The sequence below is a fragment of the Cohnella cellulosilytica genome (assembly GCF_042431195.1).
Lineage (GTDB): Bacteria > Bacillota > Bacilli > Paenibacillales > Paenibacillaceae > Cohnella > Cohnella cellulosilytica.
On sequence record NZ_JBHMDN010000013.1, the window covers coordinates 260,327 to 286,028 of the forward strand.

The 25,702-nt window shown below is 58.8% G+C and carries 18 protein-coding genes; 3 read left to right on the forward strand and 15 right to left on the reverse strand.

The window, feature by feature from the left end:
- Positions 1-53 precede the first annotated feature (53 nt).
- The gene (locus ACFFT4_RS10810; protein WP_378047506.1) at positions 54-1,448 is read left to right on the forward strand and encodes an MATE family efflux transporter; all 1,395 of its coding nucleotides are present in this window, start codon (positions 54-56) and stop codon (positions 1,446-1,448) included.
- A gap of 101 nt (positions 1,449-1,549) precedes the next feature.
- Here the strand turns inward: ACFFT4_RS10810 and ACFFT4_RS10815 are convergent, their stop codons facing one another.
- The 12 genes from ACFFT4_RS10815 to ACFFT4_RS10870 all read right to left on the reverse strand — a co-directional run bounded on the left by ACFFT4_RS10815 (position 1,550) and on the right by ACFFT4_RS10870 (position 16,588).
- Entirely contained in the window at positions 1,550-2,344 is a 795-nt protein-coding gene (locus tag ACFFT4_RS10815) for a hypothetical protein (protein WP_378047508.1), read from the reverse strand.
- A 246-nt stretch (positions 2,345-2,590) separates the two neighbouring features.
- Positions 2,591-4,864 (reverse strand): efflux RND transporter permease subunit, encoded by a 2,274-nt coding sequence (locus ACFFT4_RS10820; protein ID WP_378047510.1) that lies wholly within the window; start codon positions 4,862-4,864, stop codon positions 2,591-2,593.
- Positions 4,865-4,981: 117 nt separating this feature from the next.
- A complete protein-coding gene (locus ACFFT4_RS10825) occupies positions 4,982-5,764 on the reverse strand; it encodes a patatin-like phospholipase family protein (protein WP_378047511.1) in 783 nt (260 codons plus the stop codon).
- Positions 5,765-5,896: 132 nt separating this feature from the next.
- Complete coding sequence (locus ACFFT4_RS10830) at positions 5,897-6,568, reverse strand: Lrp/AsnC family transcriptional regulator (RefSeq protein ID WP_378047513.1); 672 nt, start codon at positions 6,566-6,568, stop codon at positions 5,897-5,899.
- A gap of 372 nt (positions 6,569-6,940) precedes the next feature.
- Positions 6,941-8,257: an alpha-L-fucosidase gene (locus ACFFT4_RS10835; protein WP_378047515.1), complete on the reverse strand. Its 1,317-nt coding sequence runs from the start codon at positions 8,255-8,257 to the stop codon at positions 6,941-6,943.
- A 44-nt stretch (positions 8,258-8,301) separates the two neighbouring features.
- A complete protein-coding gene (locus ACFFT4_RS10840; RefSeq protein ID WP_378047516.1) occupies positions 8,302-9,126 on the reverse strand; it encodes a carbohydrate ABC transporter permease in 825 nt (274 codons plus the stop codon).
- A complete protein-coding gene (locus ACFFT4_RS10845; protein ID WP_378047517.1) occupies positions 9,123-9,998 on the reverse strand; it encodes a carbohydrate ABC transporter permease in 876 nt (291 codons plus the stop codon). Before ACFFT4_RS10845 ends, ACFFT4_RS10840 begins: the two co-directional genes overlap by 4 nt.
- A 101-nt stretch (positions 9,999-10,099) precedes the next feature.
- Positions 10,100-11,455, reverse strand: coding sequence for an ABC transporter substrate-binding protein (locus ACFFT4_RS10850; RefSeq protein ID WP_378047519.1), 1,356 nt, complete (start codon positions 11,453-11,455; stop codon positions 10,100-10,102).
- A gap of 120 nt (positions 11,456-11,575) precedes the next feature.
- Positions 11,576-13,090, reverse strand: coding sequence for a response regulator (locus ACFFT4_RS10855; protein ID WP_378047521.1), 1,515 nt, complete (start codon positions 13,088-13,090; stop codon positions 11,576-11,578).
- Positions 13,087-14,880, reverse strand: a complete 1,794-nt coding sequence (locus ACFFT4_RS10860) for a sensor histidine kinase (RefSeq protein WP_378047523.1) — start codon at positions 14,878-14,880, stop codon at positions 13,087-13,089. The genes ACFFT4_RS10855 and ACFFT4_RS10860 overlap by 4 nt, the downstream gene beginning before the upstream one ends.
- A 125-nt stretch (positions 14,881-15,005) precedes the next feature.
- The gene (locus ACFFT4_RS10865; protein ID WP_378047525.1) at positions 15,006-15,671 is read right to left on the reverse strand and encodes a TetR/AcrR family transcriptional regulator; all 666 of its coding nucleotides are present in this window, start codon (positions 15,669-15,671) and stop codon (positions 15,006-15,008) included.
- Between the two features lie 95 nt (positions 15,672-15,766).
- Complete coding sequence (locus ACFFT4_RS10870; RefSeq protein WP_378047526.1) at positions 15,767-16,588, reverse strand: oxidoreductase; 822 nt, start codon at positions 16,586-16,588, stop codon at positions 15,767-15,769.
- A 195-nt stretch (positions 16,589-16,783) separates the two neighbouring features.
- Here ACFFT4_RS10870 and ACFFT4_RS10875 point away from each other — a divergent pair, with 195 nt between their 5' ends.
- Positions 16,784-17,662, forward strand: coding sequence for an AraC family transcriptional regulator (locus ACFFT4_RS10875; protein WP_378047528.1), 879 nt, complete (start codon positions 16,784-16,786; stop codon positions 17,660-17,662).
- Positions 17,663-17,686: 24 nt separating this feature from the next.
- Here the strand turns inward: ACFFT4_RS10875 and ACFFT4_RS10880 are convergent, their stop codons facing one another.
- A complete protein-coding gene (locus ACFFT4_RS10880) occupies positions 17,687-19,798 on the reverse strand; it encodes an alpha-galactosidase (protein WP_378047529.1) in 2,112 nt (703 codons plus the stop codon).
- 366 nt (positions 19,799-20,164) lie between these two features.
- On the opposite strand from ACFFT4_RS10880, the gene ACFFT4_RS10885 reads away from it, so the two are divergent.
- Positions 20,165-21,670, forward strand: coding sequence for a sulfatase family protein (locus ACFFT4_RS10885; protein ID WP_378047531.1), 1,506 nt, complete (start codon positions 20,165-20,167; stop codon positions 21,668-21,670).
- Here ACFFT4_RS10885 and ACFFT4_RS10890 read toward each other — a convergent pair.
- On the reverse strand, positions 21,652-23,259 hold the full coding sequence (locus ACFFT4_RS10890; protein ID WP_378047533.1) for a response regulator transcription factor: 1,608 nt from the start codon (positions 23,257-23,259) through the stop codon (positions 21,652-21,654). The two genes, ACFFT4_RS10885 and ACFFT4_RS10890, sit on opposite strands and share 19 nt — an antisense overlap.
- A 2-nt stretch (positions 23,260-23,261) precedes the next feature.
- Entirely contained in the window at positions 23,262-25,058 is a 1,797-nt protein-coding gene (locus ACFFT4_RS10895; RefSeq protein ID WP_378047535.1) for a sensor histidine kinase, read from the reverse strand.
- Positions 25,059-25,702: the final 644 nt, after the last annotated feature.

Below are 25,702 nucleotides of genomic sequence, written 5' to 3' on the forward strand. Positions count from 1 at the left end.
GTAGAATACAGGTATTCCTCATAAGTCATAACAAGAAAAGCAGTGATGTCAAATTGACGCCCTTAATCTCGGGCCTGAGACGGCGAGCGGATTTATGGCTGAATAAATATTTTACCGGCAACTCGATGGATTACAAGCAGGTGTTCGGCATTACGCTGCCGATCTTCGTCGATACTTCGTTTATCGTTCTGATGGCCATCTTGAATACGGCGATGATCAGCTCATCGGGCGTCGCCGCGATCAGCGCCGTCAGCACGGTGGATACGCTCAACATGTTTATGATCAGCATCTTTATCGCGATCGCGACCGGCGGAACGGTTATCGTCGCGCAGTACAAGGGCAGCGGAAACCGTATCATGGTGTGCCGGGCCGCCGCCCAGGCGATCTCGGCGGTCGTCGCCATCGCCCTGCTGATCAGTCTTCTGATCATTATTTTTCATGCGCAGACGCTGGGTATGTTGTTCGGCGGCGCGGAGAAGGACGTGCTCGACAAAGCCGCGATTTTCTTGATCGGCAGCTGTATTTCCTTCCCGTTTCTGGCCGTGCAGCAGGCCGTCGGGGGCGTATTGAGAGGAGTCGGGGAGACGAAAGCGAGTCTGGTCATTTCGGTGATCATGAACCTCGCTTATTTTCTTCTGAACTTCCTGCTGATCAAAGGCTTCGACATGGGCGTCGTCGGCCTCTCGATCTCCCTGATCGCGGCCCGGGTCATCGGCGCGGCCGCTTCGTTCGTCTACCTGCTCAAGTATAACCACACTCTGCATTTCGCAATGCAGCGGCTGTTCAAGCTGGATACGAGCAATTTGAAAAAAATACTGTTCATCGGGCTTCCGTTCGCCGCCGAGCAGATGTTCTTCAACGGCGGGAAGCTGCTGACGCAGACGTTCATCGTCCAGCTCGGCACGCTGGCGCTGACCGCCAACGCCATCGCGGGCTCAATCTCCATGCTCCTTCAGATCGGCGGCAGCACGCTCAGCGTGGCGATCGTGACGGTCGTCGGCCAATGCATCGGCAGCAGAGACACGCAGGACGCCAGGAAATTCATCAAGTCGTTCCTGGGCTTCTCCGTGCTGCTCTTCCTGCTGCTCACCGGCATTATCCTGCCCCTGTTCCCGCTGCTGATGAAGCTGTACGCCGCGCCGGACGAGATCGTGCCGACGATCTTCCATCTGGTGCTGCTGATCACCCTCACGCAGCCGCTGCTCTGGGCGATGAGCTTCGTGCTGCCTGCCGCTCTGCGCGCCGCGGGAGATTCGAAATTCACGTCGCTCGCGGCGCTGACCACCATGTGGCTGTTCCGAATCATTCTCGGATACATTCTGGGCATTACCTTCAAAATGGGGCTCATGGGCATCTGGGTCGCCATGGTCGCTGAATGGGGCGTGCGCGGCCTGATCTTCGGCTTAAGGTTCAAAGGCGACAAGTGGTATCGGCATAAGCTGGTTTAAGCCCGGCTTCCATCTGCAGATTGACGGTATTCTTAAGCCGCACCGGACTCTGGCGCTCCTTCGCCGGCGGTCCAGTGCGGCTTTACGTTTGTCGTCTAACGTTACGCCAATCGAATAATTTCCGGAGGACGCTTGTTGAACGAGAGAAATACAATCGCCGCGGCTTGCAGAGCGATGGAGATCAAGGACATTTCCCAGCGCCCAATTACAAAGATAAGCGACGGAGAACACATCATCACGACGAAGGCAGCCCAACGTTTGGCCCCTTGCTTGCCCATTTCTCCCTTCACCAGGGAAGTTATTGCGTTGAGAACGAGGACGACGGAAATAAAAAAAGTGATCCCTGACAACAAAACATTGACCTTTATCCACAAAGTGGGCCCCTGCCCTATGAGAGCAAAAACAAATACTATGTAAAATGCCACGCAAGCAAACAGGATAATCGGCCACACCGGGGCATACAGCCTCTGAATATAATAGAGCCATTCTCCGGCCTCTTTCCCCTCGCCGAGCTTTTCCAGCTGCCGTTCCAACTGGTCCACTTCGTGAATGGTTAATTCCTGCAAAGTGTAGAGCACCCCGGGATCAAAGCTCTTGCAGTAATCCCGAACCACGGTGCGCTGCATCCGGGTCAAATACGGACCGCACTCCCCCAGCAGCGTCAACAAACGCCGCTTGCTCTCCTCGTCGCGCAGATGGAGAACGCTCGCCAGGCTCAGTTCAAGCTTCGTAAACCATGCCTGCTTCGACTGGATCGTCTTCAGTTTGTCCTGTTGTTCCCGGTCGATCATTCCTTTGAACTGCTTGTACATCCAGACCAATAAAGTACCGATGATCGAAATAACAAGGGTTTCGGTTGCATTTGCTTGAAGAAACGAAGCCAATTCCGCCCACATGACAATTCTCTCCTCTTTTCCTGAAAGTCGCTATTTCGAACATATTCGCCAACTTCCAGAATTCCCCTCTTTTCGACAGACCGGTGACCGATAACGCGAGAAATAGGCTTCCGGGAGCTCGTCCCCCTACGTCCGGCTCGTGCAGCACATCGAGGGAGACGACCGGTACGGGCTCCCTCCGAGGGCACTTGCCGCCTTCATCGGCCGGCGGCTTTGCGAGCGGCAAGTTGTCCCCCCTAAGCTCGTCTAGCCGGCGCGGCGCACGTCCCTGTCCAGCATAACGATAATCGCGGGCAGCACCGTAAGCGTGCTGATCAGGCACAGCAGCGTATCCAGGACGGTGGAGATGCCGAATACGCGCACGACTTCGAAATTCGTAAAGATCAGGGCGCTGAAGCCGCCCACGACCGTAAGACCGGAAGCCGTAATCGCGCGGCCGACTTTTGTCATTGCCGTCGTCACGGCCTGCTCCGTATCCAGTCCGTTCGCTTTTTCCTCCAAATAACGCTCCATCAACAAAATCGTAAACTCGGTTCCGATACCGAGCACGAGCGCGCCCAGTACCGCCGTCAGCGGATTGATGTCGATGCCCAGCGCGTACAGCACCCCGACCGACCAACCGTTGACCAATACGATCGGCAGCAGCGGGAAGAACGCCCGCTTCAAATTGCGGTAAGCGACGAACAACCCGATCAGAATAGCGAGCAAACCGCTCAGCAGCGATGCGTGCCTGCTGTCTGTCAAGCCGTTCAAGCTTTTGATTTGCAGCACTTGAATGCCGACAGGATGAACCTCGACGCCTTCAGGAGCGTCCACCCCGCGTTCCATCTCGGCCAGCAGCTTCTCCTGCTGCCGGGTGTCCATATTCGCCAAAGTAAACGTAATGCGGGCCATCGTATGGTCTGCGGAGACGAACGGCGATGTCATCGCGTCGGGAATTTGCTCGTATACGGCGGCGATCGTGTCGCGGTCCGCCCCCAGAATGCCGTCTTGTACGGAGGCCATGACGTTCGCGATGCCGGACGCTTCTTCGATGCCGCCGGGATGAGCGGCAACGGCGTTTTGCTGGAAGTGTTCCATCCACTGCAGCACTTCCGGACGACGGACATCGTCGCTCTCCACCATCCAATCCAGCGTCAACGTGCTGCCCAGCACCTCCCTGATCTCATTCATCGCCAGCAGCGCCGGAGCGTTTTGCGGCATCAGCTTCTCGATATTGCTTTCCACGTTTAACTTGTGATCCAATCCGAAGCCGATGGCCGCAACGGCAATCGGCGGAAGGAGAAACCACAGCGGCCGGCGGACGATCGCCCGGGCCAGCGCGCCCAATCCGCGTTCCGCGGCTCCGCCGGAAGCGCTTTGCCGCGAGCGTATGCCGTTGCGGTCCCGGAAGGCCAGCGCCGGAAGCAGCAGCGCGATGCCCAGCGCATACATAATGGCCACGCCAATCGCCAGCATCAGTCCGAAATCCTTGATCATCGGCATATCGGATAGCAGCAGCGTCAGAAATCCGATCGCCATGATCGCAACCGCTATGCCGACTGCTGGAGCCATTCGGCCGAGCGTATTCGTCACCGCCGTGATCCTGTTTTGCGTCCTGGCCGCTTCCTCCTCGTAACGGTTATGGAACTGCAGCGCAAAGTCCGTTCCCAATCCGATCAGAATCGGCAGCAGCGCCATGGTGGCAATGCTCAGCGGCATGCCCATGTAACCCATTAACCCGAAGGTCCAGATCATGCCGACCAGAACGACCGGGAGCGAAATCAAGCGCGAACGCACCGGGAAGACGAGCGCCAGCACGACGATCATCAGTACGATCACCGCAAGCAGCATCGTCGCAATATCTTCGGAGATGTAGTCCTCCAGTGTTTTCGAAATGGCCGGGATGCCGGAAAATAACGTCTCCGTGCCCGCAATTGCATGGTCCGCGATTATCCGCTCGATAGCGTCCGTCGCAGCGGCCATCTCCTGCATCGTCAGTCCGCTGTTCAGTTGAATCTGGAACAACATGTCATTGCCGTTATCGGGAAGCAGCGGGGCGACGGGCGGCTGAGGACGACCTTGTCCGTCCAACAGCGCGTGCCGGACAAACTTGTCGTTGACCGCGCTCGGTTCCCCGAGCGCTTCGGGCAGCTGCTGCGCGGTCCCGGATAGCCGGCTCGCCTGCCCGGCGAATATTTCGGCCAGAGACAGCGGGCTGGTTACCGAGTATACTTTGTCCGATTCGCTCAGCTTATGCTGCAAATCGTTCAGCACCCGCAACGACTGGGAATCGAACAATTGGTCCTGCCGCCCCTTGATCAATAAAATAAGGCTTTCGCCGCCGAATTTCTCTTGAAACCTCGCATTGTGGACGGCGACCGGGTCGTCGTCCGACAGCAGCATATCGACGCTCGTGCGAATTTCCATCCGGCTTAATCCATAGCCTGCCGCACAAGTCGCGATTAACGCCGCGACGATAATCCAGGGGGCGAAACGGGCAATCCAAGCTGCGAATTTTATTGCGCTTTGCTTCAACATCGGTCTACCACTCCAATTTATAATTTTATCGGCAAAATACACAAAAGACCCAAAAACTAATTAAAAAACAAATTGCACTCCTGCCCGTCAGCCTCACCCCCTCCGCCGCCTTCTCCGTTACTCTTCGAGCAGGCGCGCCCGGATGCGTTCGATCGACTGCTCGACCGCCGCTTCTCCCGCCTCGATGCATTCCGCCGCTTTGGTGAAGTCGAACGCCGCATACTGCCCCACCTCGGAACGGATGACCAAATCGGCCAGATGCAGGCTGCTGTGTTTTCTTTCCGCCGTCATCAGACTGTACGAGCGGTACACGACCTCGATCATGCTGCGCGGCGGCCGCTTCTCGTGCTCGCGGGCAACATCGACCGCAATGACGAAGTCCACGGGTTCATTGCGCATTTCCTGCACCGGCAAGTTGTTCAGCACTCCTCCGTCCACCAGCATGCGGCCATCGATCATAAGCGGCGCGAATACGCCGGGAAAAGCCGTCGTTGCCCGCAGCGCCGTCCCCAGATCGCCCCGATCCAGAATAACCTGCTTGCCTTCCATCAGATCGACGGCGATCGCCTTGAACCGAATCGGAAACCGCTCGATCGGCAAATTCGCCTTGTCGTGCTGCTCCAGCAGACGGTTTACCGCCTGCGGAATGCCGTTGCCCGCCAGCAGGCCCCGCTGTCTAAGACCGAGATCGATAAAGCGATACTTGGGCGTACGAAGCAGCATGCGTTCGATATCGCCGGCGGAAATGCCGGCTGCGTACAGACCGCCGATCGCTCCGCCCATACTCGTCCCGATAATGCCGGCTACAGGAATTCCGTGCTTCTCCAGCCCCTTGAGCACCCCGAGATGGGCAAGCCCGCGCACTGCTCCTCCGCCGAGCACCAAGCCGATTTTTCGCATCCCGTTCTCCTCCGTTCCGACTTCCCACAAAAGACCCAAAAACTCGCCGAAAAACGCCTTCTCCATCCTCTGCGAAAAGCATTACGCAGACGACACAGATCATGAATCTGTATCGCGAACAAGAAACGGGACTTACGCCAGCGTCTCTCTAACCAGCTCCGACAGCAGCGTCTGCTCTCCGCCGGTCAATCCGTCCAGCAATTCCACGTACTCGCCGACCAGCTCGGCGATTTCGCTGCCCAGCTCCTCGTTGACGGTCTGGATTGCCGTCCCCAGCACCGTGCCTACAAACATCAGCAGGCCGGCATGATGTCCCGAGGTTTTGCGAATGAGCGCGCGAATGACCGACTCCGTCTTGCCCCCGAGCTGCTTCAGATACGCCAGCAGCATGCCGACGATGTAGCCGCAAAATTCCAGGTTCGAACGTTTGCCGGGAATTTCTTCGAGCATTTGGCCCAGCAGCTCCTGGATGCTCATCTGGCCCATGCTGTCCAGCAAACGGCGGATTTCCCGCACGGTTTCGTCCCAGCGTTCGGCCGGAAGCGCGCTCAGCCGCTGCTGCCGAAACAGCTCAGCCGCCTTGGCCGTCGGAGCGAACACGACCTGCGATCTGCCGGTCTCGTTCGGGTTCGTCTCGTAGCTGCGCGTCACATAGCCGGACCTCTCGATCTCCTTGAGCATGTCGTACGCCGTCCACTTGCTGACGCCGACAGCCTTGGCCAGCGCTTCGTAATGAATGGGCAGCCGGGTTTTCTGATACATCTCCACCAACTGGTCGAGAAACTGAAATCTCCGTTTGGACATCGCCACGCCGTTCACCTTCTTCACCTGCAAGGCGCGCATCGACCGCGGCAGTTGTTCACTGCGCCTTGGCTTTCGTTTTTGGGCTTTTTGTGTATCCATAATATCACCCGACAGCGGAGAAAAGCAAGAGACTGTTCCGTAAAAGGAACCTTGGAATCCTCGATGAACACGAACGGGGTATGTATCTCCCTACGCTGCTGATACGGTCCTGAAATCTGAAAGGTTAAACCCGTGACAGGGTGATTTCAGGACCGTATGAGGCAGGCGCTTCGCTCTCCGGGAGATACATACCCCTTTTCTTTCTCGATATCCAAGTGTCCTTAATTTACGGAACAGCCTCTCAACGCTTTTCTGCCGCTGTCGGGAGTGGGATCAGTCAATCAGCGTCAGCTCGACGACCGTATTCCGCTCGTCCGGCAGCGGATAGGTCAATACTTCCGGACGGGCGAAGTTGATGAACGCGTCCTCCGGGTACAGCACCGTGTTCCAAGGACGGGATACGAACACTTCCGAACCGTCGGCGAGCAGTCTGGCTTTGGCCACCTTCCCGGCCAGTCCCGGCAGGCCGATCGGGCCGACGCTCTCCTCGAACAGATGGGCGTACAGCTTGTTGCCCTTCTGCGTGTAGCGGCCCCATTCCGGCTTGGGCCAGATCGCTTGGCCGCAGCCGTAAATGCTGTCCCCGTTGCGGCGCATCCACTGACCGACCTCTTCGAGAATCCGCAGCGATTCCGCGGGAATTTCGCCGCGTGCGTCCGGGCCGATGTTCAGCAGCAGGTTGCCGTTTTTGCTGACGCATTCGACCAGCTTGCGGATAATCGTTTTCGCCGTCTTATACCGGAAATCCGCCGCGCCGTACCCCCAGTTGTTGTTCAGCGTAATGCACGCCTCCCACGGAATCGACGCGCCGTCCTCGTCCGTCACTCCCTTGGGCGGGATAATCTGCTCCGGAGACGCAAAGTCGCCCGCATAGAAGCTCGGATTTTTCGTAAAAATGCTGCCGCCGCCTTCCCCGCTCGCCTCCAAACGGTTGTCGATCACAATGTGCGGCTGCAGGGAACGGATCGTCTCCATCAGCTCGTGCGAGCGCCATTTTTCCCCGATCATGTCGCCGTAGGAGAAGTCGAACCACATGATGTCCAGTTTGCCGTAGTTCGTCAGCAGCTCGCGCACCTGCCCGTGCATGTAGTCCAAATATTCGCCGAACAGGTTCGGATCGCGCTTGTACGCTTCGTTGAACCGCATCGGATGGTACTGGTCGCCGTACGCGGGATAGCTCGGGTGATGCCAGTCGATGATGGAATAGTACAGGCCGACCTTCAGCCCTTCCGCGCGGAACGCCTCCAGAAACTCGCGCACGAGGTCGCGCCCCGCCTTCGTGTTGGTCGCTTTGTAATCGGTCAGCTGGCTGTCGAACAGACAGAAGCCGTCGTGATGCTTGGCGGTCAGCACCGCGTATTTCATGCCCGCCGCCTTGGCCGCTTTCGCCCAGGCTCGCGGATCGTAGTTGTCGGGATTGAATTCGTCGTAATAAACCTGATAATCCTCCACGCTGATCTGCTCGTCGTTCCTGATCCACTCGCCGCGCGCCGGAATCGCGTACAGCCCCCAGTGGATGAACATGCCGAAGCGGTCGTTCAGAAACCATTTCGTTCTTTCCGTTCTTTGCTCGATCAGGGATTGCGACATCCTGCCCGTACCTCCTTGAGTTAACATCCCGTCAACGGGACGGCTTATCCTTTCAGCGCTCCCGACACCATTCCGGCCACGATGTACCGCTGCGCGGTCAAAAATAAAATGACGACCGGAATGGCGGAAAGCACGATGTCCGCGAACACGTAGTTCCAACTGCTGAAATATTGCCCGAAAAATTGATATACCGACAGCGGCAGCGTCCACTTGTCTCCGCTCAGGAAATAGATCGGCAGCATAATATCGTTCCAGATGCCCAGGGACAGGAAGATGATATTGGACGCGATCACCGGCTTCAGCAGCGGCATAATGATAATTCCGAACAACCGGTACGAGCCGCAGCCGTCGATCGCCGCAGCCTCGTCGATCTCGCGCGGAATGCCCTTCACGAAACCGGCGAACATGACGATGCTCAGCGGAATGTTGATCGCGGCGTTAATCAGAATGACGCCCGTGAAGCTGCCGGTCAATCCGAGTATTTTCAGCACGGCGTAGGTGGTGATGATCTGCATCGGCGCGATCATCCCGATCAGGAAATAAATATACATGCTTTCCGTTGCCTTGGACTTCCGGCGCGAGATGACGAACGCGGCGGCGCTGGCGACGATGACCGTCAGCAGCAGGGAGAACGCCGTAATGACGCTGCTGTTCCAGAACGAGCGCAGCAGTCCGCCGGTCTCGAACACGAAGCTGTAGTTGTCCCAATGCCATTCCGACGGCGGCTCGATGTTGAAGCGCGACGCCTCGGCCGACGATTTGAACGAACCGAAAAACATGATCAGCAGCGGAACGATAACGGCCAGGCTGAACAGCAGCAGCGCCGCTTCGAGAAGCCACGATTTGTAACGCTTGGCAATGACGCTCATAGCTCCAGCTCCTTTCGGCGAAGATAACCGTTAAGCAGCAGGGTCAGAACGGTGACCAGCACGGTAAGCACCAGCCCCATCGCGCTGGACAGGCCGAGCAGCCCCGAGCCGAAGGCCTGGTAAATGTATGTGGCGAGCACCTGCGTGGAGAAACCGGGACCTCCGTTCGTCAGCACGTAGACGTTCGCGAACACTTTAAGGCCGCCGATCAGGCTTAACGTGAAGATGATCGTAAAGGAAGGCGCCAGCAGCGGCAGCGTAATGTGCCGGAATTGACGATAAGCGGAAGCGCCGTCGATCGTCGAAGCCTCGTAGTAATCGCCCGGAATGCCCTGCAGGCCGGCCAGGAAAATAATCATCGTCAATCCGGTCCACTGCCATACGTCGGTCAGCATGACGACGGCCATCGCCGTATTGCCCTGCCCCAGCCAGTTGACCCCCGTCGGAATGCCGAAAAAGTTCAGGAAGCGGTCGACGACCCCATCCATCTGGAACAGCGACGTAAACATAATTCCGATGACGACCGCGCTCAGAATGCCGGGAAAGAAAAAGATCGTTCGCAGATAACCTCTCGTCTTGAGCGGCTTGTCCAGCGCGACCGCCAGCGGCAGGCCGAAGACGACCTTCAAAATCATCGTGATGGAAGCGAACCACAGCGTATTCGTCAAGGATTTCATAAATCGTTCGTCGTTAAAAAGGGCGCGGAAGTTGTCCAGCCCGTTAAAGGCCGGCTCCAGTATTCGGGTCGACTGCCAATCCGTAAACGCCATGACGATGCCGGCCGCGACCGGAACGACAAAAAAGAGAGTGTACAGCAGCAGCGCCGGGTAAGTCAGCGTGTAGCTGTACAGGCTTGATGTTTTGTTGCGCATAATTCCGGCTCCCTTCTGTCCAGCTCAAGCGGAGGGGCTGTCCCATAAGTTAGGAAGTATAAAGGATCGCAGAAATACTTATGGGACAACCCCCGGATTGCTTATTCGAATCCCGGAAGCTTCTTCAGCTTGCCGAACTGCTGGAATTCCTTGTCGATGTCCTGGATCGCCGTATCGACGGATTTGCCCATCGCGACCTCCACGTAGATCGGCCACAGCTTGCTGTCGAGGAATCCTCCGGCGGAGGCGAACGAGTCGTTCAATTGATAGATCACCTTGCCGGTCTTCAAATATTGATCGTAAGCTTCCTGCACGGCAGGAATCAGCTGCCCGCCGTCGATGTCGCTTGCCGCCGGCAGACCCGGGTACAGCTTGAAGAACATATCCTGGTATTTCGGCTGCGTCCACAGATCCAGCCATTTCTTCGTGTTCTCGACCTGGCTGCCGTTCTTCATGACGGCGATTCCGGTGAAGATGCTGGCCGAGATGACCTTGTCGGTATCATTGTACGGTACCGGGAAAAATCCGATTTCGGCTTCCGGCCACTTGTTGTTGATATCCGTAATCAGGAAATTGCCGCTGATGACCATGCCCGCCTTGCCCTCGACAAGCGCCTGCTGCGACATGTCGTACGTGGCGGTGACGTGATCCTTGTTGACGTAGCCGCTGTTCACGTAATTTTGAAAATCGCCGAGCGCTTGCTTGAATTCGGGAATGTCGGCAAACTTGGTTTTGTTCTCGATGAGATCCTGGTAGGTTTGGTTCGCCTTGTCTCCCAACGCCGCGCCGAAAAGAATCAGCATCGGGATTTGCGTCGTCCACGTGTCCTTGTTGCTCATATAGATCGGCGTAATGCCCGCTTCCTTGATCGTGTCCAGCAGAGCCAGGAATTCCTCGTAGGTCGAAGGAAGGGAAACCCCGAGAGATTCGAACACCTGCTTGTTGTAATAGGCTCCGGCAACCAGCCCCGGCGCGGAGGTAGGGAACGCGTAATACTTCCCGTCCGTATATTTGTACATGTCCGCGTTATTCAGTCTGGCCACCCAAGGCTCGCCGCTCAAGTCCTCGAAATTTTCCGCCGCGTTGTACACCGGGTAGCTCTCGGGAGCGTTAATGTCGATGACGTCCGGCACTTCGCCCGAAGCGATCTTCGTCAGCAGCAGCGTCTGAAACTGATTGTCGGGAACGACCTCGAAATTGACGGTAATGTTCTCGTCCTTCTTGATCGCGTCCGCCAAATCCTTCATGCCGGTTTTCATCCGGGATTGCGTAGTCAGATACGTGATCGTAAACGGCTTCTTGTCCGCCGCTGCCGCCGTCTCGCCGGGCTGCGCGCCGCCGCCGCTGCCGGAGGCCGCGTTATTCCCCCCGCCGCTTCCGCAAGCGCTGACAACCAGCAGCGCGGAAACCGCTGCAACCGATATCATCCATCTGAAGCCTTTTTTACGACTAGCCATATTCTACTCCCCTTTTTATGTTTGCAATGCAGGCCTCCACCGCTTGACCTCAGTATAGTTGGAACGCCGCCCGACATAAATGGAGGAAACGAAACGACAGATGGACAAAGGCAAACGCTTTCAGCCCTGCTTGTATTCGCTGGGCCACACTCCGACTTCCTTGCGGAACACCCGGCTGAAGTACAGCGGATCGCTGTAGCCTACCATTTGGGCGATTTCCTTCAGCATCAGCCGGGGTTCGCCGCGAATAATCTCCTTGGCCTTGTCGAGCCGGACGCGGGTCAAATACTGCAAAGGAGACACGCCCCTGTGAGCGCGAAAAAGCTTCGTTATGTAAGACGGAACGAAGCCGAAGCGTCTGGACAGCTCCTCGCCGGTAATCGATTCGGCGTAATGCTCGCGAAGAAACCGCTCGACGTCCAGCACGATCGGCGGCGTATCCTGCGCCTGGTCGCGAACGGCCGCCGCCGCGTATACGCGAAGGACGTCCTTCGTCAGCGACGGGTAGGAAACGGCCTTGGCAATCGCCTCTCCGAGCTCGATCTCCGGAAGAGTCGAGTGAACCTCCTGCCCCGAGGAGAACTTGACGATGCGATGAAGCAGCTGCTGCAGGACGGATTCCAGCTCCGCCTGGGACACCTCTCTCTCGGCGCATCGCTCGAACAGACCGGCTATCGCGCCGGCTGCCGCTTCCGTCTCGTCCCGGCGCAGGTGAAGCGCCAGCGCTTCCGCCTCGGCCGACTCGAGCTCCAGTCCGCGTTCGCGCGATGCCCGCGCCTCCAGCTTCGAACGTTCGACGAAAATCATCCGGGACTGCCCGACGGACACGGTGCGGTAGAGCAGCTGCCGGAGCGCATCGTGAAAATCGGCCAACTCCTCCCGCTTCCTCGTCTCCGGGCCGACCAGCATCGTGACGAAGAGATTTTCGGGCAGCTTGGCGTAAATCCGCTCGAATTCCGCAATATCCCGCGGCTCCGCGAACGCCGCGATCACGATTTTTTCCGCCGCCGTTCTGCCGTCCATCATCCAGAAACGGCAATTGCCGCCGACGGAGGACGACAGCTCGCCCCAATCGACCTGCTCCCAGTAGCTCTTTCCGGGAATCGCGCCGTCGGAGTAAGATTGGGGCATCGTCCCGGCGCAGACGACGGCCAGGGCGTACCAAGGCAGGTCCGGCAAGGCGTCGCGGACAAGCTCGTCTCCGGGAGTCGTCCGGTTCAGCAGCGCCGCAAGCTGCCGCGTCTGGGCCTCGCTCTTCCTCCTTGCGCTCAGTTCGGCGATCTTCTCCAGCAAACGGTGGAGGTCCGGCTTAAACACGGGCTTCAGCATGTAATCGAAGGCGTGGTACTGCAGCGCGCTTCTGACGTATTCGAAATCCTGATAGCCGCTGACGACAACGGTCACGATATCGGGATAGCGCTCGTAAATGGCGGACATCAGCTCGATGCCTCCCATCACGGGCATGCTGACATCGGTGAACACGACGTCGATCTCTTCCCGCTCCAGCCGGTCCAGCGCTTCGGCGCCATGCTCGGCGCAAGCCGCGACGCGCATGCCCGGCAGCTGCTCGATCAGCGCTTTTAAGCTTCTGGCGATCGGCGGCTCGTCTTCCACGATCAGAATGTTTAAGGTCATTGATTGGTCCCTCCTATCGTCACGCGGGTTCCCGAAGGCTCGTTCTTCTCAATCCGGTAATGGAAGCCGCCCCGGTAGCGCAGCTTTAAGCGGACGATCGTATTCGCCAAGCCGAGTCCGCCGATGCGCCATCCGCTCATGTCCAGAGCATCGGACTTGAGAAGAGCGTCGGCGATTTTCTTCTCCAGCTCGGCCAGCGCGCCCTCCTCGAATCCCGTCCCCCGATCCGAGACGGAGATCGACCAGCCTTCGTCGTTCGCCGCAACCTCGATTCCGATATGCCAGGGCGCTTCCGCCCGCGCGAACGCATGCTGAAAACAATTTTCCACGATCGGCTGCACGATCAGCTTCGGAACCTTCACGCCGGACAGCTCCGCCCCGTTCGTCCGCAGCTCGTATTCGAATTTCTTCTCGTAGCGATCCTTCATCAGCTCCAAATAATTGCGGGTATGGGCAAGCTCGTCCTCCAGCGTCACCTCCTGCTCGTCCCAGGTCGACACGTAGCGCAGCATTCTGGACAGCTTGTGGCACATCGCCGCGATCGCGTCGTTGCCCGACTCGACGGCCGACGCGCTGATCACCGCGAGCATGTTGTAGAGAAAATGCGGATTCATCTGCGACTGCATCGCCAGCAGATGCGCTTTGATTTCATGCGACACGGATTCGTTCAGCCTGCGGAACATCGCTTCGAACGCGCGGTTGAGCAGCATAAACTCGTTGACCTGCTTCGACTGATCCAGCTCGATCGACAGCCGGTTCAGGCTAACCCGGTTCAGCGAAACCCGCAGCTGCTTAAGCGGCTTGGTCAAGGAACGGGACAGCAGATAAAGGATCAGAACGGTCAGCAGCACCAGGCTTAGCGAGCTGAAAAACAAAATTTTGACGGTCGCGTTTTTGGTGATGAACAGATCGTCTCTCGCCTGAACGAGGGCGAGCGTGTAGCCGGAATAAGCGGATCGGGCCACAATCGCAACCTCCTGGCGGCCGTGTCCGCCTACCATATGGCTTTGCAGCTCTCCCGTCTCGGACGGCCGATAATACTTGCCCGCTTCGTTTAATTTTTCCTTTCCGCTCGCCGTCGATACGAAAGGCTGTCCGGTCTCCGAAAACAGATAGGCGTGAACGTTGGACAAATTCGGGTAATCCAGCAGCGCCTCCAGCAGGTCGTAAGTTTGCTGCACCTCCACGATCCCGTAGGCTTCTCCCGTCCCGATGTCCTTGATCATCCGGAAAACCGAGATCACCTGCCGGTCGGTCTCGTCCGACCAGAAATCCGCATGGGGAGGCAGAATCAGCTCCTTGCCCTTCCTCGCGGCAACCCGCTCGTACAGGGCGACGATGTCGCCTCCGCGAAGAAAACCCTCGACGCGCTGCGGCGTTTCGCCCAAAGTGCCCATGCTGACATAATCCCCCTGGAGATTGTATACGCTGACTCTCGAGGCCGACACCTTGGGACCCAGAATCGCCGTCAAATCCCGTCCCATCTCGAACGCCACGCGGGAATTCTCGCTGAAGTAATTGCCGGGATCGTCGTTCCGGCGGGCCTGGGCCATCACCTCGACGATGCGCGGCGTGCTCATGACCTGGAGCGCCGTGTGATCCATCGCCTGCAGGAACGTATCCACCTGTCCCCTCGTCTGCACGGTCAGCTGCTTGAGGTTTTTCATCGCCTCCTCCTCGGTTGTCCGGACGATATACCTGTGGAACGCCGCCACGGACAGGACGATGATCAGCACGACCACCAGGGAGTATTGAATAAACAGCTTTTTCTGAAAACTAAGGTTTCTCATCCGCCGCACCTCTTCCGTTCTGAAATGTTACACAAAAGCGGCTCTCGCGTCAAAACGGAGATACGACAAAAAAGGCTTCTGCCGAATACGGGCAGAAGCCGAGCCACATATAACCGCAATCGTCCTCACGTCGAAGAGCCACGCTTGGCGAACCAGCCGTCCAAATAATATGCCATGGCGGTCAGGGCGCTGTGGCGAAAATCGAGACGGAAGCCGTGCAGTCCGTGTTCGTCGATCGCCTCTTCGATGGCCTGCGGGAGCACCGCCATATTGACGTAACCGACAATAATGGCGTTCTGTGCCAGCATCAGCTCGTAGAAAGCTTCGGCGCTGAGAAAATCGGCCTTCTCCATCATCGCCTCGGCGATCCGCCGGAACGAATCGTGCAGGTACAGGCTTCCTTTGACGGCCGTCTCCTGATCGATATTTTTCTCCAGCACGGTGCTCTTGATGACGCTGAGGCGGATGAGCAGCGAATCCGCGTCGAGAAGCCCGTCCATCTCGCCCAGAAAAAAAGCCTTAAACTGCTCGTATGTCATTTTTCCGCATGGGCGCAGCAGGTCGAGCAAATGGTCGAAACGCTTCTCGTATTCCAGAAACAGCATTTCCATAAACAAAATTTCTTTGGTCTTATAGTAAAAAAACAGCGTGCCGTTCGACACGTTCGCCGCCTTCGCCACGCTGCTCATTTTAAGCGCCTCGAAGGTGCTGCCTCGATACATCTCGGTCGCGATCTGCAAAATCTGCTTCGCTTTCTCCGCTTTGGCGGTCTCGGTCATCGCTCTTTTCATCCGTGCACCTCGCCGTCGCCTTCGCTAATTGACTTAAGGTCAATCCTAAGTCGCGCCGGACGGCTTGTCAAGGCGAATCCCCCGATTCACGGACGCTATTTGACCTGACTCATGACCAGGCGATCGAAGGTCCGGTCGCCGACGCATTTTCTGAGCCAAATCAGCGGCTTGGCCATTTTGCCTACGGCATATCTGATTTTGGGCTTTCTGGCGGCAATGGCCCGGGATACGGCGTTCGCCACCACGGCGGGGGACGAGCCGCCTCCCGCGCGATAGGCGTTCTCGGTCGTCTGCGCGACCGATCGCGCCAGCTCCTTATACGGACCGCTGCCCGACTGCTTCAATAGCGGAGCGCTCATCACGCTGCCGAACGAGGTTACGATAATGCCCGGCTCGACGACCACGACATCGATCCCGAACGGCTTCAGCTCGATCCGCAGACAGTCGGACCATCCCTCCAGCGCATGCTTGGTCGCATGATACCAGGCGCCGAGCGGCGTGTAGATTTTTCCCCCGACAGAGGACGTATTGATGATGATTCCGCTGCGCCGCGCCCGCATATGAGGCACGACCAACTGCGTCAGGCGGGCCAGGCCGAACAGATTAACCTCGAACTGGTAGCGCGCGTCGTCGATGCTCACTTCCTCCACGCTGCCGTAGAGGCCGAAGCCGGCGTTGTTGAACAGCGCGTCGATCCGTCCCCGTTCCCCGATCACCCGATCGACGCACGCCCGAATCGTCTCTTCCTTGGCCATGTCCAGCGGCACGACAATCGCGCCCGCCTCCTGCAAATCCCGCATCTGCTCGACCCGTCTTGCCGCCGCATAGACCGTATGCCCTTCGGCCAACAGCTTCCTGGCCGTTTCCTTGCCGATGCCGGAAGACGCTCCCGTAATTAAAATAACCTTCTGATTCATTTTTCTTCCTCCCCATTAATAATTGATTTATAGTCAATGACCTTGAGTCAATAATAATTGATTCGGAGTCAGTTGTAAAGAAGCAAAATTCCGGCAATGCTCGCCATTGACAATCCGCATGCAATGATGGACGATATGAGGATAAGAACGATCGGCAATCAGGTCCGAAAAAGGGATGGGAGGAAGGACGAAACGATGGATAGACGATCCGGGGATCAGGAGAGACTGCTTGCGCTTCCCGTTCATATGATGGACGAATACGCCGCCCATCCGCTCGTCCGGCCGCTGCATATTACGGACATCGGCTGCTTCCCGAAAGCGCGCAACCATTACTGGAGACGGACGGAGGGCATCGAGGCCTACGTGATCATGTATTGCACGGAAGGCTCCGGATGGGTCGGGCTGGACGGCGAGCGGCGGCACGAGGTTCGCAAGGGAGAGCTTACGGTCATTCCCGCCGGCGCCCCTCACGAGTACGGCTCCTCGGAGGAGTCTCCCTGGACGATCTACTGGTTTCATATGAAAGGGGAGCACGCCTCCTCCTTCTTCGGCCCGGAGCGCAGCGCCGAGCCCTTCCCGATTCCGGTGGAGCGCTCGGCCGCGTTTATCGGCTTGTTCGACGAATGCTACGAGTTTCTGCGCCAGGGCCACTCGCTGGAGCACGTCATTTACGCCTCGCAGCTTGCCGGCCATCTGGCCGCCATTATCCGTCTGGCTTACGCCGGAAGGCAGGAGACGCCGAATCCGCGCAGGCAGCCCAACATCGAGCAGGCGCTGCGGTATATGACGGAGCGTCTGGAGGACAACGTCTCGCTGGCCGAGCTTGCGGCGCAGGCGGCGCTGTCGATCCCCCATTTCACCCAATTGTTCAAAAAAAGAACCGGCTATTCGCCGATCGACTATTATTTGCGGTTGAAAATCCAGTCGGCCAGCCAGTACCTCGCCCTCACCGATCAGAGCGTGAAGGCGGTCAGCCTGCGGGCCGGCTTCCAGGACCCTTACTATTTCTCCCGGCTATTTAAAAAAATAATGGGGAAGTCCCCTTCCGCGTACCGAAGCGCGCATCAGGATTGACTTCCCCTTCTGCCGGAACGGACGTTACCGCCGCTCCCGGATAGGATACATCAGGCTGTCGAAGTCGCCGCGCAGCGGCAGCTCCATGCCGATTCGCATCAGCGCCCGGCCGCTACGCACGCCGTCGACGCCTTCGATCTCGTAGTCGGCGTCGGGCTTCAGCCCTTGCAAGCACAGGCGCGGCAGCCGGTCGCCGAGCTTCTGCGAATGCAGGAAGGCGAACAGCACGCTGTCCTCGCCGTCTCCGCCGACGTACTGCACAGCCTCCACGCCCTTATGCTTCAGCGCGTCCAGACGGTACTGCCGGCCGCCCTGCACGAGCGGGCGAACCTCCTTGTACTGCGCCACCAGACCGGCCGCTTCCGCAAGCTGCTCCTCGCTCCATTCGTTCAGGTTCGCGCCGATGCCGAGCGTGCCCGTCATCGCGCTGTGGAACCGGTACGGCAGCGACGTCACCCGCTTGTTCATCCCGCTTACCGCCTCGGTCACCCAGCAGGTCATCAGCTTCGGCGCATAGACGTAGGAGAAGCCCTCCTGAATGCTGAGCCGATCGAAGGCGTCGGTGTTGTCGCTCGGCCACGCCTGGTCGGCGTAGCGCAGCATGCCGAGGTCGATACGCGAGCCGCCGCCCGCGCACGTCTCGAACGCGACGTTCGGGAACTTCGCGCGCAGCTCCGCCCAGATTTCGTACAGGCTGCGCACGTGGCGAATCCACAGCTCCTTCTGCCGGTTCAGCGGATGGTCCTGCATGCCCGGCTCGGTAATCGTCCGGTTCATATCCCATTTTACGAAGGAAATGTCATTCTCGCCGAGCAGCTTGGACATAAAATCGACGATGTAACGCTTGACCTCGGGCTTGGAAATGTTGAGCACCAGTTGGTTGCGCAGCTCGGTCCGCGAACGCGTCGGGAAGTGGTACACCCAGTCCGGGTGGCTGCGGTACAAGTCGCTGTCCGGGTTGACGGCCTCCGGCTCGACCCAGATGCCGAAATCCATGCCCAGCTCGCGCACCTTGCCGATCAGCTCGCCGAGTCCGCTCGGGAACTTGTCCGGATTGACGTGCCAGTCGCCCAGACCCGCGCGGTCGTGATTGCGCTGGCCGAACCAGCCGTCGTCGATGACGAACAGCTCCACGCCAAGCTTCGCCGCGCGCTCGGCCAAAGCCGTCTGGTCCTTGACGTTGACGTCGAAGTAGGTCGCCTCCCACGAATTGTACAGCACCTTGCGCCATTCCCCGGCAGGCGATACATAATCGTACTGATACCGGTGCAGCTGACGGCTCATCGAGCCGAAGCCCGCGGAGGAATATCCGCCGACAAACGTCGGCGTCTCGAAGCTCTCGCCGGCGGCCAGCGTCCACTCGCTGTCGAAGTCGTTGATGCCGCCCGTCACCCGCACGCGGTTAAACGCCGTCTTCTCCGCGGCGATCTTCCAGTTGCCGCTCCAGCCGAGCGCGCCGAACCAGACTCGGCCTGCCGCCTCGGTCGCGCGGCCGTCGTCGATCGCGAACCACGGATTGGCGTGGCCGTCGGTGAAGCCGCGCCGCGATTCGAGCACCTTCTTGCCTTCCGAGAGGATCGTGTTCCGCAGCTGAAACTCTCCGGACCATTTGCCCGTCACATGCGTCAGCCGGTAAGCGGGAAGCTCCGGCAGCGACCAGGCGGCCGACTGCGCGCTCTCCAGCACGATGTCGCGGTCGCCTGTATTGACGAGAACGACCGCGCGCTCGATCAGGTCGAGGCCGGGCCGGACGGAGTAAGTCAGACGCGCTTCCAGCGGATACGACTCGTCCTTCAGCACGATCGTCAGCGTTTCTTTGCCGTCCGCCTCATCGATGCGGCAGCCGTCGTAGATCAGGCGCAAGTCGCGCACGCCGTCGTGCCACCGTACTTTCAGCGAAGGCTCCATATACGACAGCCCGCCCCAGCCGGCGTATTCCTCGACCTCGCGGTCCAGCGCGGCGTCGAACGAGCTGTGGGAACCGGAACCGAGCAGCGGAGCGCAATCGGCCGCCGCGACCGGGTCTCCCCAGTACAGATGCTGGAGCGTGCCTTTGTCGTTCAGGCCGAACACGTAAGAGCTGCCCGCCGTGGCGATCGAGAACAACCGTTGATCCGAATGAAATTGTATGCTCATATGCTCACCTCGTTTTCTCATGCGCTTATCGTACGGAATATCGCCGTCCGAGGCCATTGACGATCTCATGATAATCATGGACGATATGATGATTCCGCGCCCGAAGGCAATCAAAACGCAAAAAAACCAATCGCCGTCCGGTCGGCTCCCCGGGCTTGCCAGGCTATAATGAAGAGAATACGAGGCGGATAGTCGGGGACGAAGCTTGAATTCCGCACGTCGGCGAAGAGGCTGCGGAGACAAACAGTCGGTCCCGCTCCTTGATGAAGCGGATATGGCGACAAACATCGTCCCCGCTCCTCTATGCAGAGGATAACAGCCAAGCTTCGTCCCGCGCCTCGATAACGCCGCAAGGAAGGTGCCGTCATGAAAGCGATTATCGTCATGTTCGACTCGTTGAACCGCCATATGCTGCCGCCTTACGGAGGCCGGGACGTCCACGCGCCCAATTTTAGCCGGCTGGCCGACAGAAGCGTCACGTTCGACAACCATTGGGTGGGCAGCATGCCCTGCATGCCCGCGAGACGGGATCTGCTCACCGGCCGCTACAACTTTTTGCACCGAAGCTGGGGTCCTCTCGAGCCGTTCGACGATTCCCTGCCGGCGCTTCTGCGCAAGCAAGGCGTCTACTCGCATCTGGTCAGCGATCATTATCATTATTGGGAAGCCGGAGGAGCCACATACCACGGGCAGTATACGACCTGGGACAACGTTCGGGGACAGGAAGGCGATCCGTGGAAGGGAGAGGTCGCCGATCCGCAAATTCCGGAGCATGCCGTCCGCTACGAAGGCTACCGCGGCTGGCTGTTCCGCCAGGATTGGATCAATCGGCAGTATATGAAGACGGAAGAGAGCCACCCTCAATCCCGGACCTTCGAACGGGGGCTGGAATTCATCCGCTCCAATCGCCGGGAGGACAACTGGCTGCTGCAGATCGAGTCGTTCGATCCGCACGAGCCCTTCTTCGCGCCGCAGGCCTATAGAGACTTGTATCCGCACGACTATGACGGCAAGCCGTTCGACTGGCCGAACTACGAGCGCGTCAGGCAGACGAGGGAAGAAGCGGAGCACTGCCGTTACGAATACGCCGCGCTGCTCAGCATGTGCGACGCCTCGCTCGGCAAGGTGCTGGACGCCATGGACGAGTATGGGCTGTGGGAGGATACGATGCTGATCGTAACGACCGACCACGGACTGCTGCTCGGGGAGCATGACTGGTGGGGCAAAAGCATGATGCCGTTCTATAACGAGATCGCGCGCGCTCCGCTGTTCGTCTGGGATCCCCGCACCGGAGCGCGGGGCGAGCGCTGCGGGCAGCTGACGCAGATGATCGATTTCGCTCCGACTTTGCTGGAGGCGTTCGGCGCGCCGGCCGCCCCGGATATGAACGGCATCCCGCTGACGCGGGCGCGGCAAGCCGAGGCCGCAAGCCGCCGCAGCCGCGAAGCCGTGCTGTTCGGCATCCACGGGGCGCACGTCAACTGCACCGACGGCCGCTACGTCTATATGCGCGCGCCGGCGAAGCCCGATAATTCGCCGCTGTACAACTATACGTTGATGCCGACCCATATGGCTTCGCTGTTCTCCGTGGAGGAGCTGCAGGGGCTGACGCTGGCCGAGCCGTTCGCCTTCACGAAAGGCGTCCGCACGTTAAAAGTCAAAGCCGACAGCTTCGTTCCCGCTCACAGGATGGGCACGCTGCTGTACGATATTGATGCCGATCCGCAGCAGCTAAGGCCGCTGGAAGACGAGGCCGCGGAGCTTCTCATGGAGCGGCATCTGATCGAGCTGATGGAAGCAAGCGACGCGCCCGCCGAGCAGTACGAACGTCTGGGCTTGCGCCCTCGCCTTCGTCAATCATCGGCCGAATAGCCGTAATCCCGGTATTCCTGCGGCGTGCTGCCGACCAGCTTCTTAAACAAGTAAGTAAAATAGGCGGTCGTCTGGATGCCGACTTCGTCGGCCACCTCGTACACTTTGACGTTCGGGTCCTGCAGCAGCTCTTTGGCCCGCTTGATCCGCGTAAGCTGCACGAATTCGGATATCGTCCGGCCGGTCTCCTTCTTGAACAGCACGCTCAGGTAGCTGGCGTTCAAATTGAATTGCTCCGCCAGCTGCTTGACCGTCCAGTTCTCCCGTAGGCGCTCCTCGATAAATTGGGACACGTTGCGGATCAGATGGTGCTGCTGGTTCAGATGCGCCTTGCGCTCGATCGCCATATGCGTGCGCACGAATTCGGCCAGCAGCTCGGCCATCTGCGCCGCGCTGCCGCAATCGAGCATCTGCCGCCACATAACGATGGAGTCGTCGGCGCCCGCCCCGCCCCTCATCTTCGAAGAGCGGATCAGCTCGCTGAGGACGCTCATGCCGAACGCCTGCGCATACGAGAACGACGCGGCCTCGGCCGCGAGCAGCGCGTCCTTGATGCGGTCCATCGCCTGCGCGGCCTGCTCCGAATCCCCCGCCTCCATATGCCGAAGCAGGCCCGGCACGAATTCCTCCCTCATTCTGTACGCCTCGAAATCGCCCCGCTCCGCCTCTTCGCGGCGTACGATCTGGCCGTCCGCCACCAGTCTCGCCTTGGCCATGCCGAAGCGGATTTCCTTGTACAGCAGCGAAGCTTCCTCCCACGCTTTCCCCTCGTCGCTGCAGCCGATCGTAACCGTGGCCTCGTACTGCTCGCCCATCATCGTCTGAATAAACGCAAACTGCTTCTCGGCCAGTGCAAGCGCGGCGGGAGACGGGCTCAAATGCAGCGCCACGAACTCGTCGGGCGACGTCTGCGCGAGCCATATCCCTTCATCGTGGGAGAAGCCGATCTCCACCGTCTTCTTGAAGCCGCCGGCAAGCCGCATCCGCTGCTTGGCGTCCAGCCCGGACGCGAGATAACGGTCCAGGCCGACCACGATGACCCGGTAGCCTCGCTCGAGCGCGGGAACGGGCAGCAGCTCCCGCCAGGAGTCCAGAAGCTCGGCTACGGGAATGGCGTCGGCCACCAGATCGTTGACGAACCGCTCCTTGACGAGCCGGACGCTCTCCGACACTTTTTTCTCCAGCTCGCGGGTTTGCTCCATCACTTCCATCCGCATGCGCAGCGCGTCTCGGAACGTCCGCAGCCGCGCGGCGACCTCCTCCGTCTTGAGCGGCTTGAGGACATATGCCTGGGCGCCGACATGAATCGCGTCCTGAACGAATTCGAATTCGTTGTAGCCGCTGATCATCAAAATCTGAATATGCGGATGCAGCCGCTTGGCCTCGGCCGCCAGCTCGATCCCGGTCATCCCCGGCATCGAGACGTCGGAGATGAGCACGTCGAAGCTCGCGCTCTGCAGCAGCTTCAGCGCCTCCTCCCCCGATTCAGCCGCAGCCGGAGCTCCGAAGCCGAGCTCCTGCCAATCGATAAAGCGGATCAGCCCCTGCACATGCGAAATTTCGTCGTCCACTATAAGCGCCTTCAGCATCTTTATCGCCCCTTCCTGATCGTCGGCTCGACCGTGCAGGCCGGCATATCGATCGTGACCCGTGTCCATTGTCCAAGCTCGCTCTCTATCGCGTACTCGGCGTCCTCGCCGAAATAAAGAGCCAGCCGTTCCTTGATGTTGGCGGTGCCGAAGCCGTTGCCTTTGCCGTGCCGGCCCCCTGTCGCAAGCTGCCGCAGCGTGTTCTCGGGAATGCCCTGCCCGTTGTCGTATACCGACAGGATGACGCGGTTTTGCCGCCTGGCGACGGAAATTTGAATGAGCGCTTCCGGCCGGCGGACGATCGCCCCATGCTGGTAGCAGTTCTCCACGATCGGCTGCAGCACCGTCTTGATCGTGTACAAGTCGAGCGCCGACTCGTCGATCTCCCAATCGATTCCGACCTTGCCCGGATACCGGAACTGGCAGATGTCCAGGTACGCCTTCGCATGCTCCACCTCGTCGCGAATGCGGATGACGCTGATCTGATTGTTAAGGGTCAATCGGTAGAAGGTGCTCAAGGCGTCGATAATTTGAATCTGCTCCCCGTCCTGGGCGTCCAGCGCTCTCCAGCGAAGCAGGCCCAACGAATTGTAGATGAAATGCGGATTAATCTGCGCCTGCAGCGCCCGGAACGCCTGCTCCTTCTCCTGCAAGCCCGCCCGGGTAATGTCCTCCACAAGCTTGCCCAGCCGCTCGGACATCAGATTAAACCTATTTTCCAGCTCGCCAAGCTCGTCGCTCTCGTTGTAACGGATCGCCGCTTCGAACTCGCCGCGGGACACATCGACCATCCGGCTGCCCAGCTTGCGAATGCGGCGGACGATGTTCTGCACGACGGCCATCATGAGAGAAACGGACAGCAGCAGGAAAAAGATCGTGATGCCGACGATCAGCAGCAGTATGGTGCGGTTCTGAACGCTAAGCTGCTTCATGGCCGTGGAGGATACGACGTTCCACCCGGACGACAGCGGCTTGACGATGAGCAGCTCCTTGCTGTTCGTCAGATCCAGTTGCTGGTCCGGAGCCGAGATTTCCTCGGCGGGAAGCCCGGACCATTCGCTTAGGACAAGCGGCTTGCCGATATGCGAGCGATCGGTCGCGGCCAGAATGCGCCGGTCGTGATCGACGATAAACAGGCTCCCGCGATCGTTGAACGGATGGTCGAGCAGCTCTCCGAATACGGCGTCGTAATTCAATAAAATATAAACAAGCCCCAGCGGGACGCCCGAGCGGTCGATAATTTTGTGCGTGATGACGGTTCGCTTGGCGTTGCCCGGCACGCTGCTCCATCTGAGAGGCGCGTCCGACGCGACGGCGTTCCGGTACCAGGCGCTTTCCTCCTGCCCCGCGATCGTTCTGGACTCCGGTCTCCACAACAATTGGCCGTCCTGAACGAGCGTTTCGTTCGTATGGTAGATGCGAAAATCGACGATGCCGGGCAAATATTTGCTCGTGATCAGGAAGGTGCGGTCTACGTAGTTCACCGTATCCACCACCTCGGACATGTCGTCGTACTGGCGGGCCAGACGCGCGACCAGCTCTCCGTCGGTGGCCGTTCGGACGGCCAGCAGATCGTAGCTTCTTTTGCTGAAATCGACAACCTGGGCGGTCTGACGAACCGTCTCGTCCACGGTGGACAAATAATTTTGGTGAAAACCCCGCACGACCAAATAAACGACGCCGCTTCCCAGCAGCAGTGTCGGCAGCAAGAGGATGAATACGTACAAGGTCAGTATTTTGCCGCGCAGGCTTAAGCCGCGGGTAAAGCGGATCATCCATCTAGAGAGAGATACGCGCAAGGCCGCTCGCTCCTTTCCTGCTGAAGATCATCGACGATAGAGGCGGCAGGGGGCTGTCCCCAAGCAAATCAAGTTTGCGCTGAAAGATAATCGATGAACAAGGTGCAAGAGGTATGTTCGTCCCACTGCAGCCATGCGCCTCTGAAATGGGAATAGGTCAACAACCCATTAATCGGTGATTTCACGAGCGTATGAGGCAGTCTCCAGACTAATCATGGCCCACAACCTTTCCAAAACTGACCCGTTCGCGCACACGAGCGCACGCCCTATGATGAGACTTCCGGGAGAGATTGTTCTTAGAAATCGATTAACGTGAGTCGATTGGCGCTCAAACGGAGGGCGTTGTTCTAAAAAATCGTGCATCGGCTCTCGATTGGCGCTCCGACGGAGGGCGTTGTTCTAAAAAGTCGTGCATCTACCCTCGATTGGCGCTCCGACGGAGGGCGTTGTTCTAAAAAATCGTGCATCGAACCTCGAATGGCGCTCCGACGGAGGGCGTTGTTCTAAAAAATCGTGCATCGACCCTCGATTGGCGCTCAAACGGAGGGCGTTGTTCTAAAAAATCGTGCATCGACCCTCGATTGGCGCTCCGACGGAGGGCGTTGTTCTAAAAAATCGTGCATCGACCCTCGATTGGCGCTCCG

Bases quoted from the DNA above. Each gene is read 5' to 3' on its own strand.
- ACFFT4_RS10850 (WP_378047519.1), bottom strand. From the start codon at position 11,455: ATGGCTAGTCGTAAAAAAGGCTTCAGATGGATGATATCGGTTGCAGCG.
- ACFFT4_RS10885 (WP_378047531.1), top strand. From the start codon at position 20,165: ATGAAAGCGATTATCGTCATGTTCGACTCGTTGAACCGCCATATGCTG.
- ACFFT4_RS10840 (WP_378047516.1), bottom strand. From the start codon at position 9,126: ATGAGCGTCATTGCCAAGCGTTACAAATCGTGGCTTCTCGAAGCGGCG.
- ACFFT4_RS10855 (WP_378047521.1), bottom strand. From the start codon at position 13,090: ATGACCTTAAACATTCTGATCGTGGAAGACGAGCCGCCGATCGCCAGA.
- ACFFT4_RS10845 (WP_378047517.1), bottom strand. From the start codon at position 9,998: ATGCGCAACAAAACATCAAGCCTGTACAGCTACACGCTGACTTACCCG.
- ACFFT4_RS10820 (WP_378047510.1), bottom strand. From the start codon at position 4,864: ATGTTGAAGCAAAGCGCAATAAAATTCGCAGCTTGGATTGCCCGTTTC.
- ACFFT4_RS10860 (WP_378047523.1), bottom strand. From the start codon at position 14,880: ATGAGAAACCTTAGTTTTCAGAAAAAGCTGTTTATTCAATACTCCCTG.
- ACFFT4_RS10815 (WP_378047508.1), bottom strand. From the start codon at position 2,344: ATGTGGGCGGAATTGGCTTCGTTTCTTCAAGCAAATGCAACCGAAACC.
- ACFFT4_RS10865 (WP_378047525.1), bottom strand. From the start codon at position 15,671: ATGAAAAGAGCGATGACCGAGACCGCCAAAGCGGAGAAAGCGAAGCAG.
- ACFFT4_RS10875 (WP_378047528.1), top strand. From the start codon at position 16,784: ATGGATAGACGATCCGGGGATCAGGAGAGACTGCTTGCGCTTCCCGTT.
- ACFFT4_RS10870 (WP_378047526.1), bottom strand. From the start codon at position 16,588: ATGAATCAGAAGGTTATTTTAATTACGGGAGCGTCTTCCGGCATCGGC.
- ACFFT4_RS10830 (WP_378047513.1), bottom strand. From the start codon at position 6,568: ATGTCCAAACGGAGATTTCAGTTTCTCGACCAGTTGGTGGAGATGTAT.
- ACFFT4_RS10825 (WP_378047511.1), bottom strand. From the start codon at position 5,764: ATGCGAAAAATCGGCTTGGTGCTCGGCGGAGGAGCAGTGCGCGGGCTT.
- ACFFT4_RS10880 (WP_378047529.1), bottom strand. From the start codon at position 19,798: ATGAGCATACAATTTCATTCGGATCAACGGTTGTTCTCGATCGCCACG.
- ACFFT4_RS10835 (WP_378047515.1), bottom strand. From the start codon at position 8,257: ATGTCGCAATCCCTGATCGAGCAAAGAACGGAAAGAACGAAATGGTTT.
- ACFFT4_RS10890 (WP_378047533.1), bottom strand. From the start codon at position 23,259: ATGCTGAAGGCGCTTATAGTGGACGACGAAATTTCGCATGTGCAGGGG.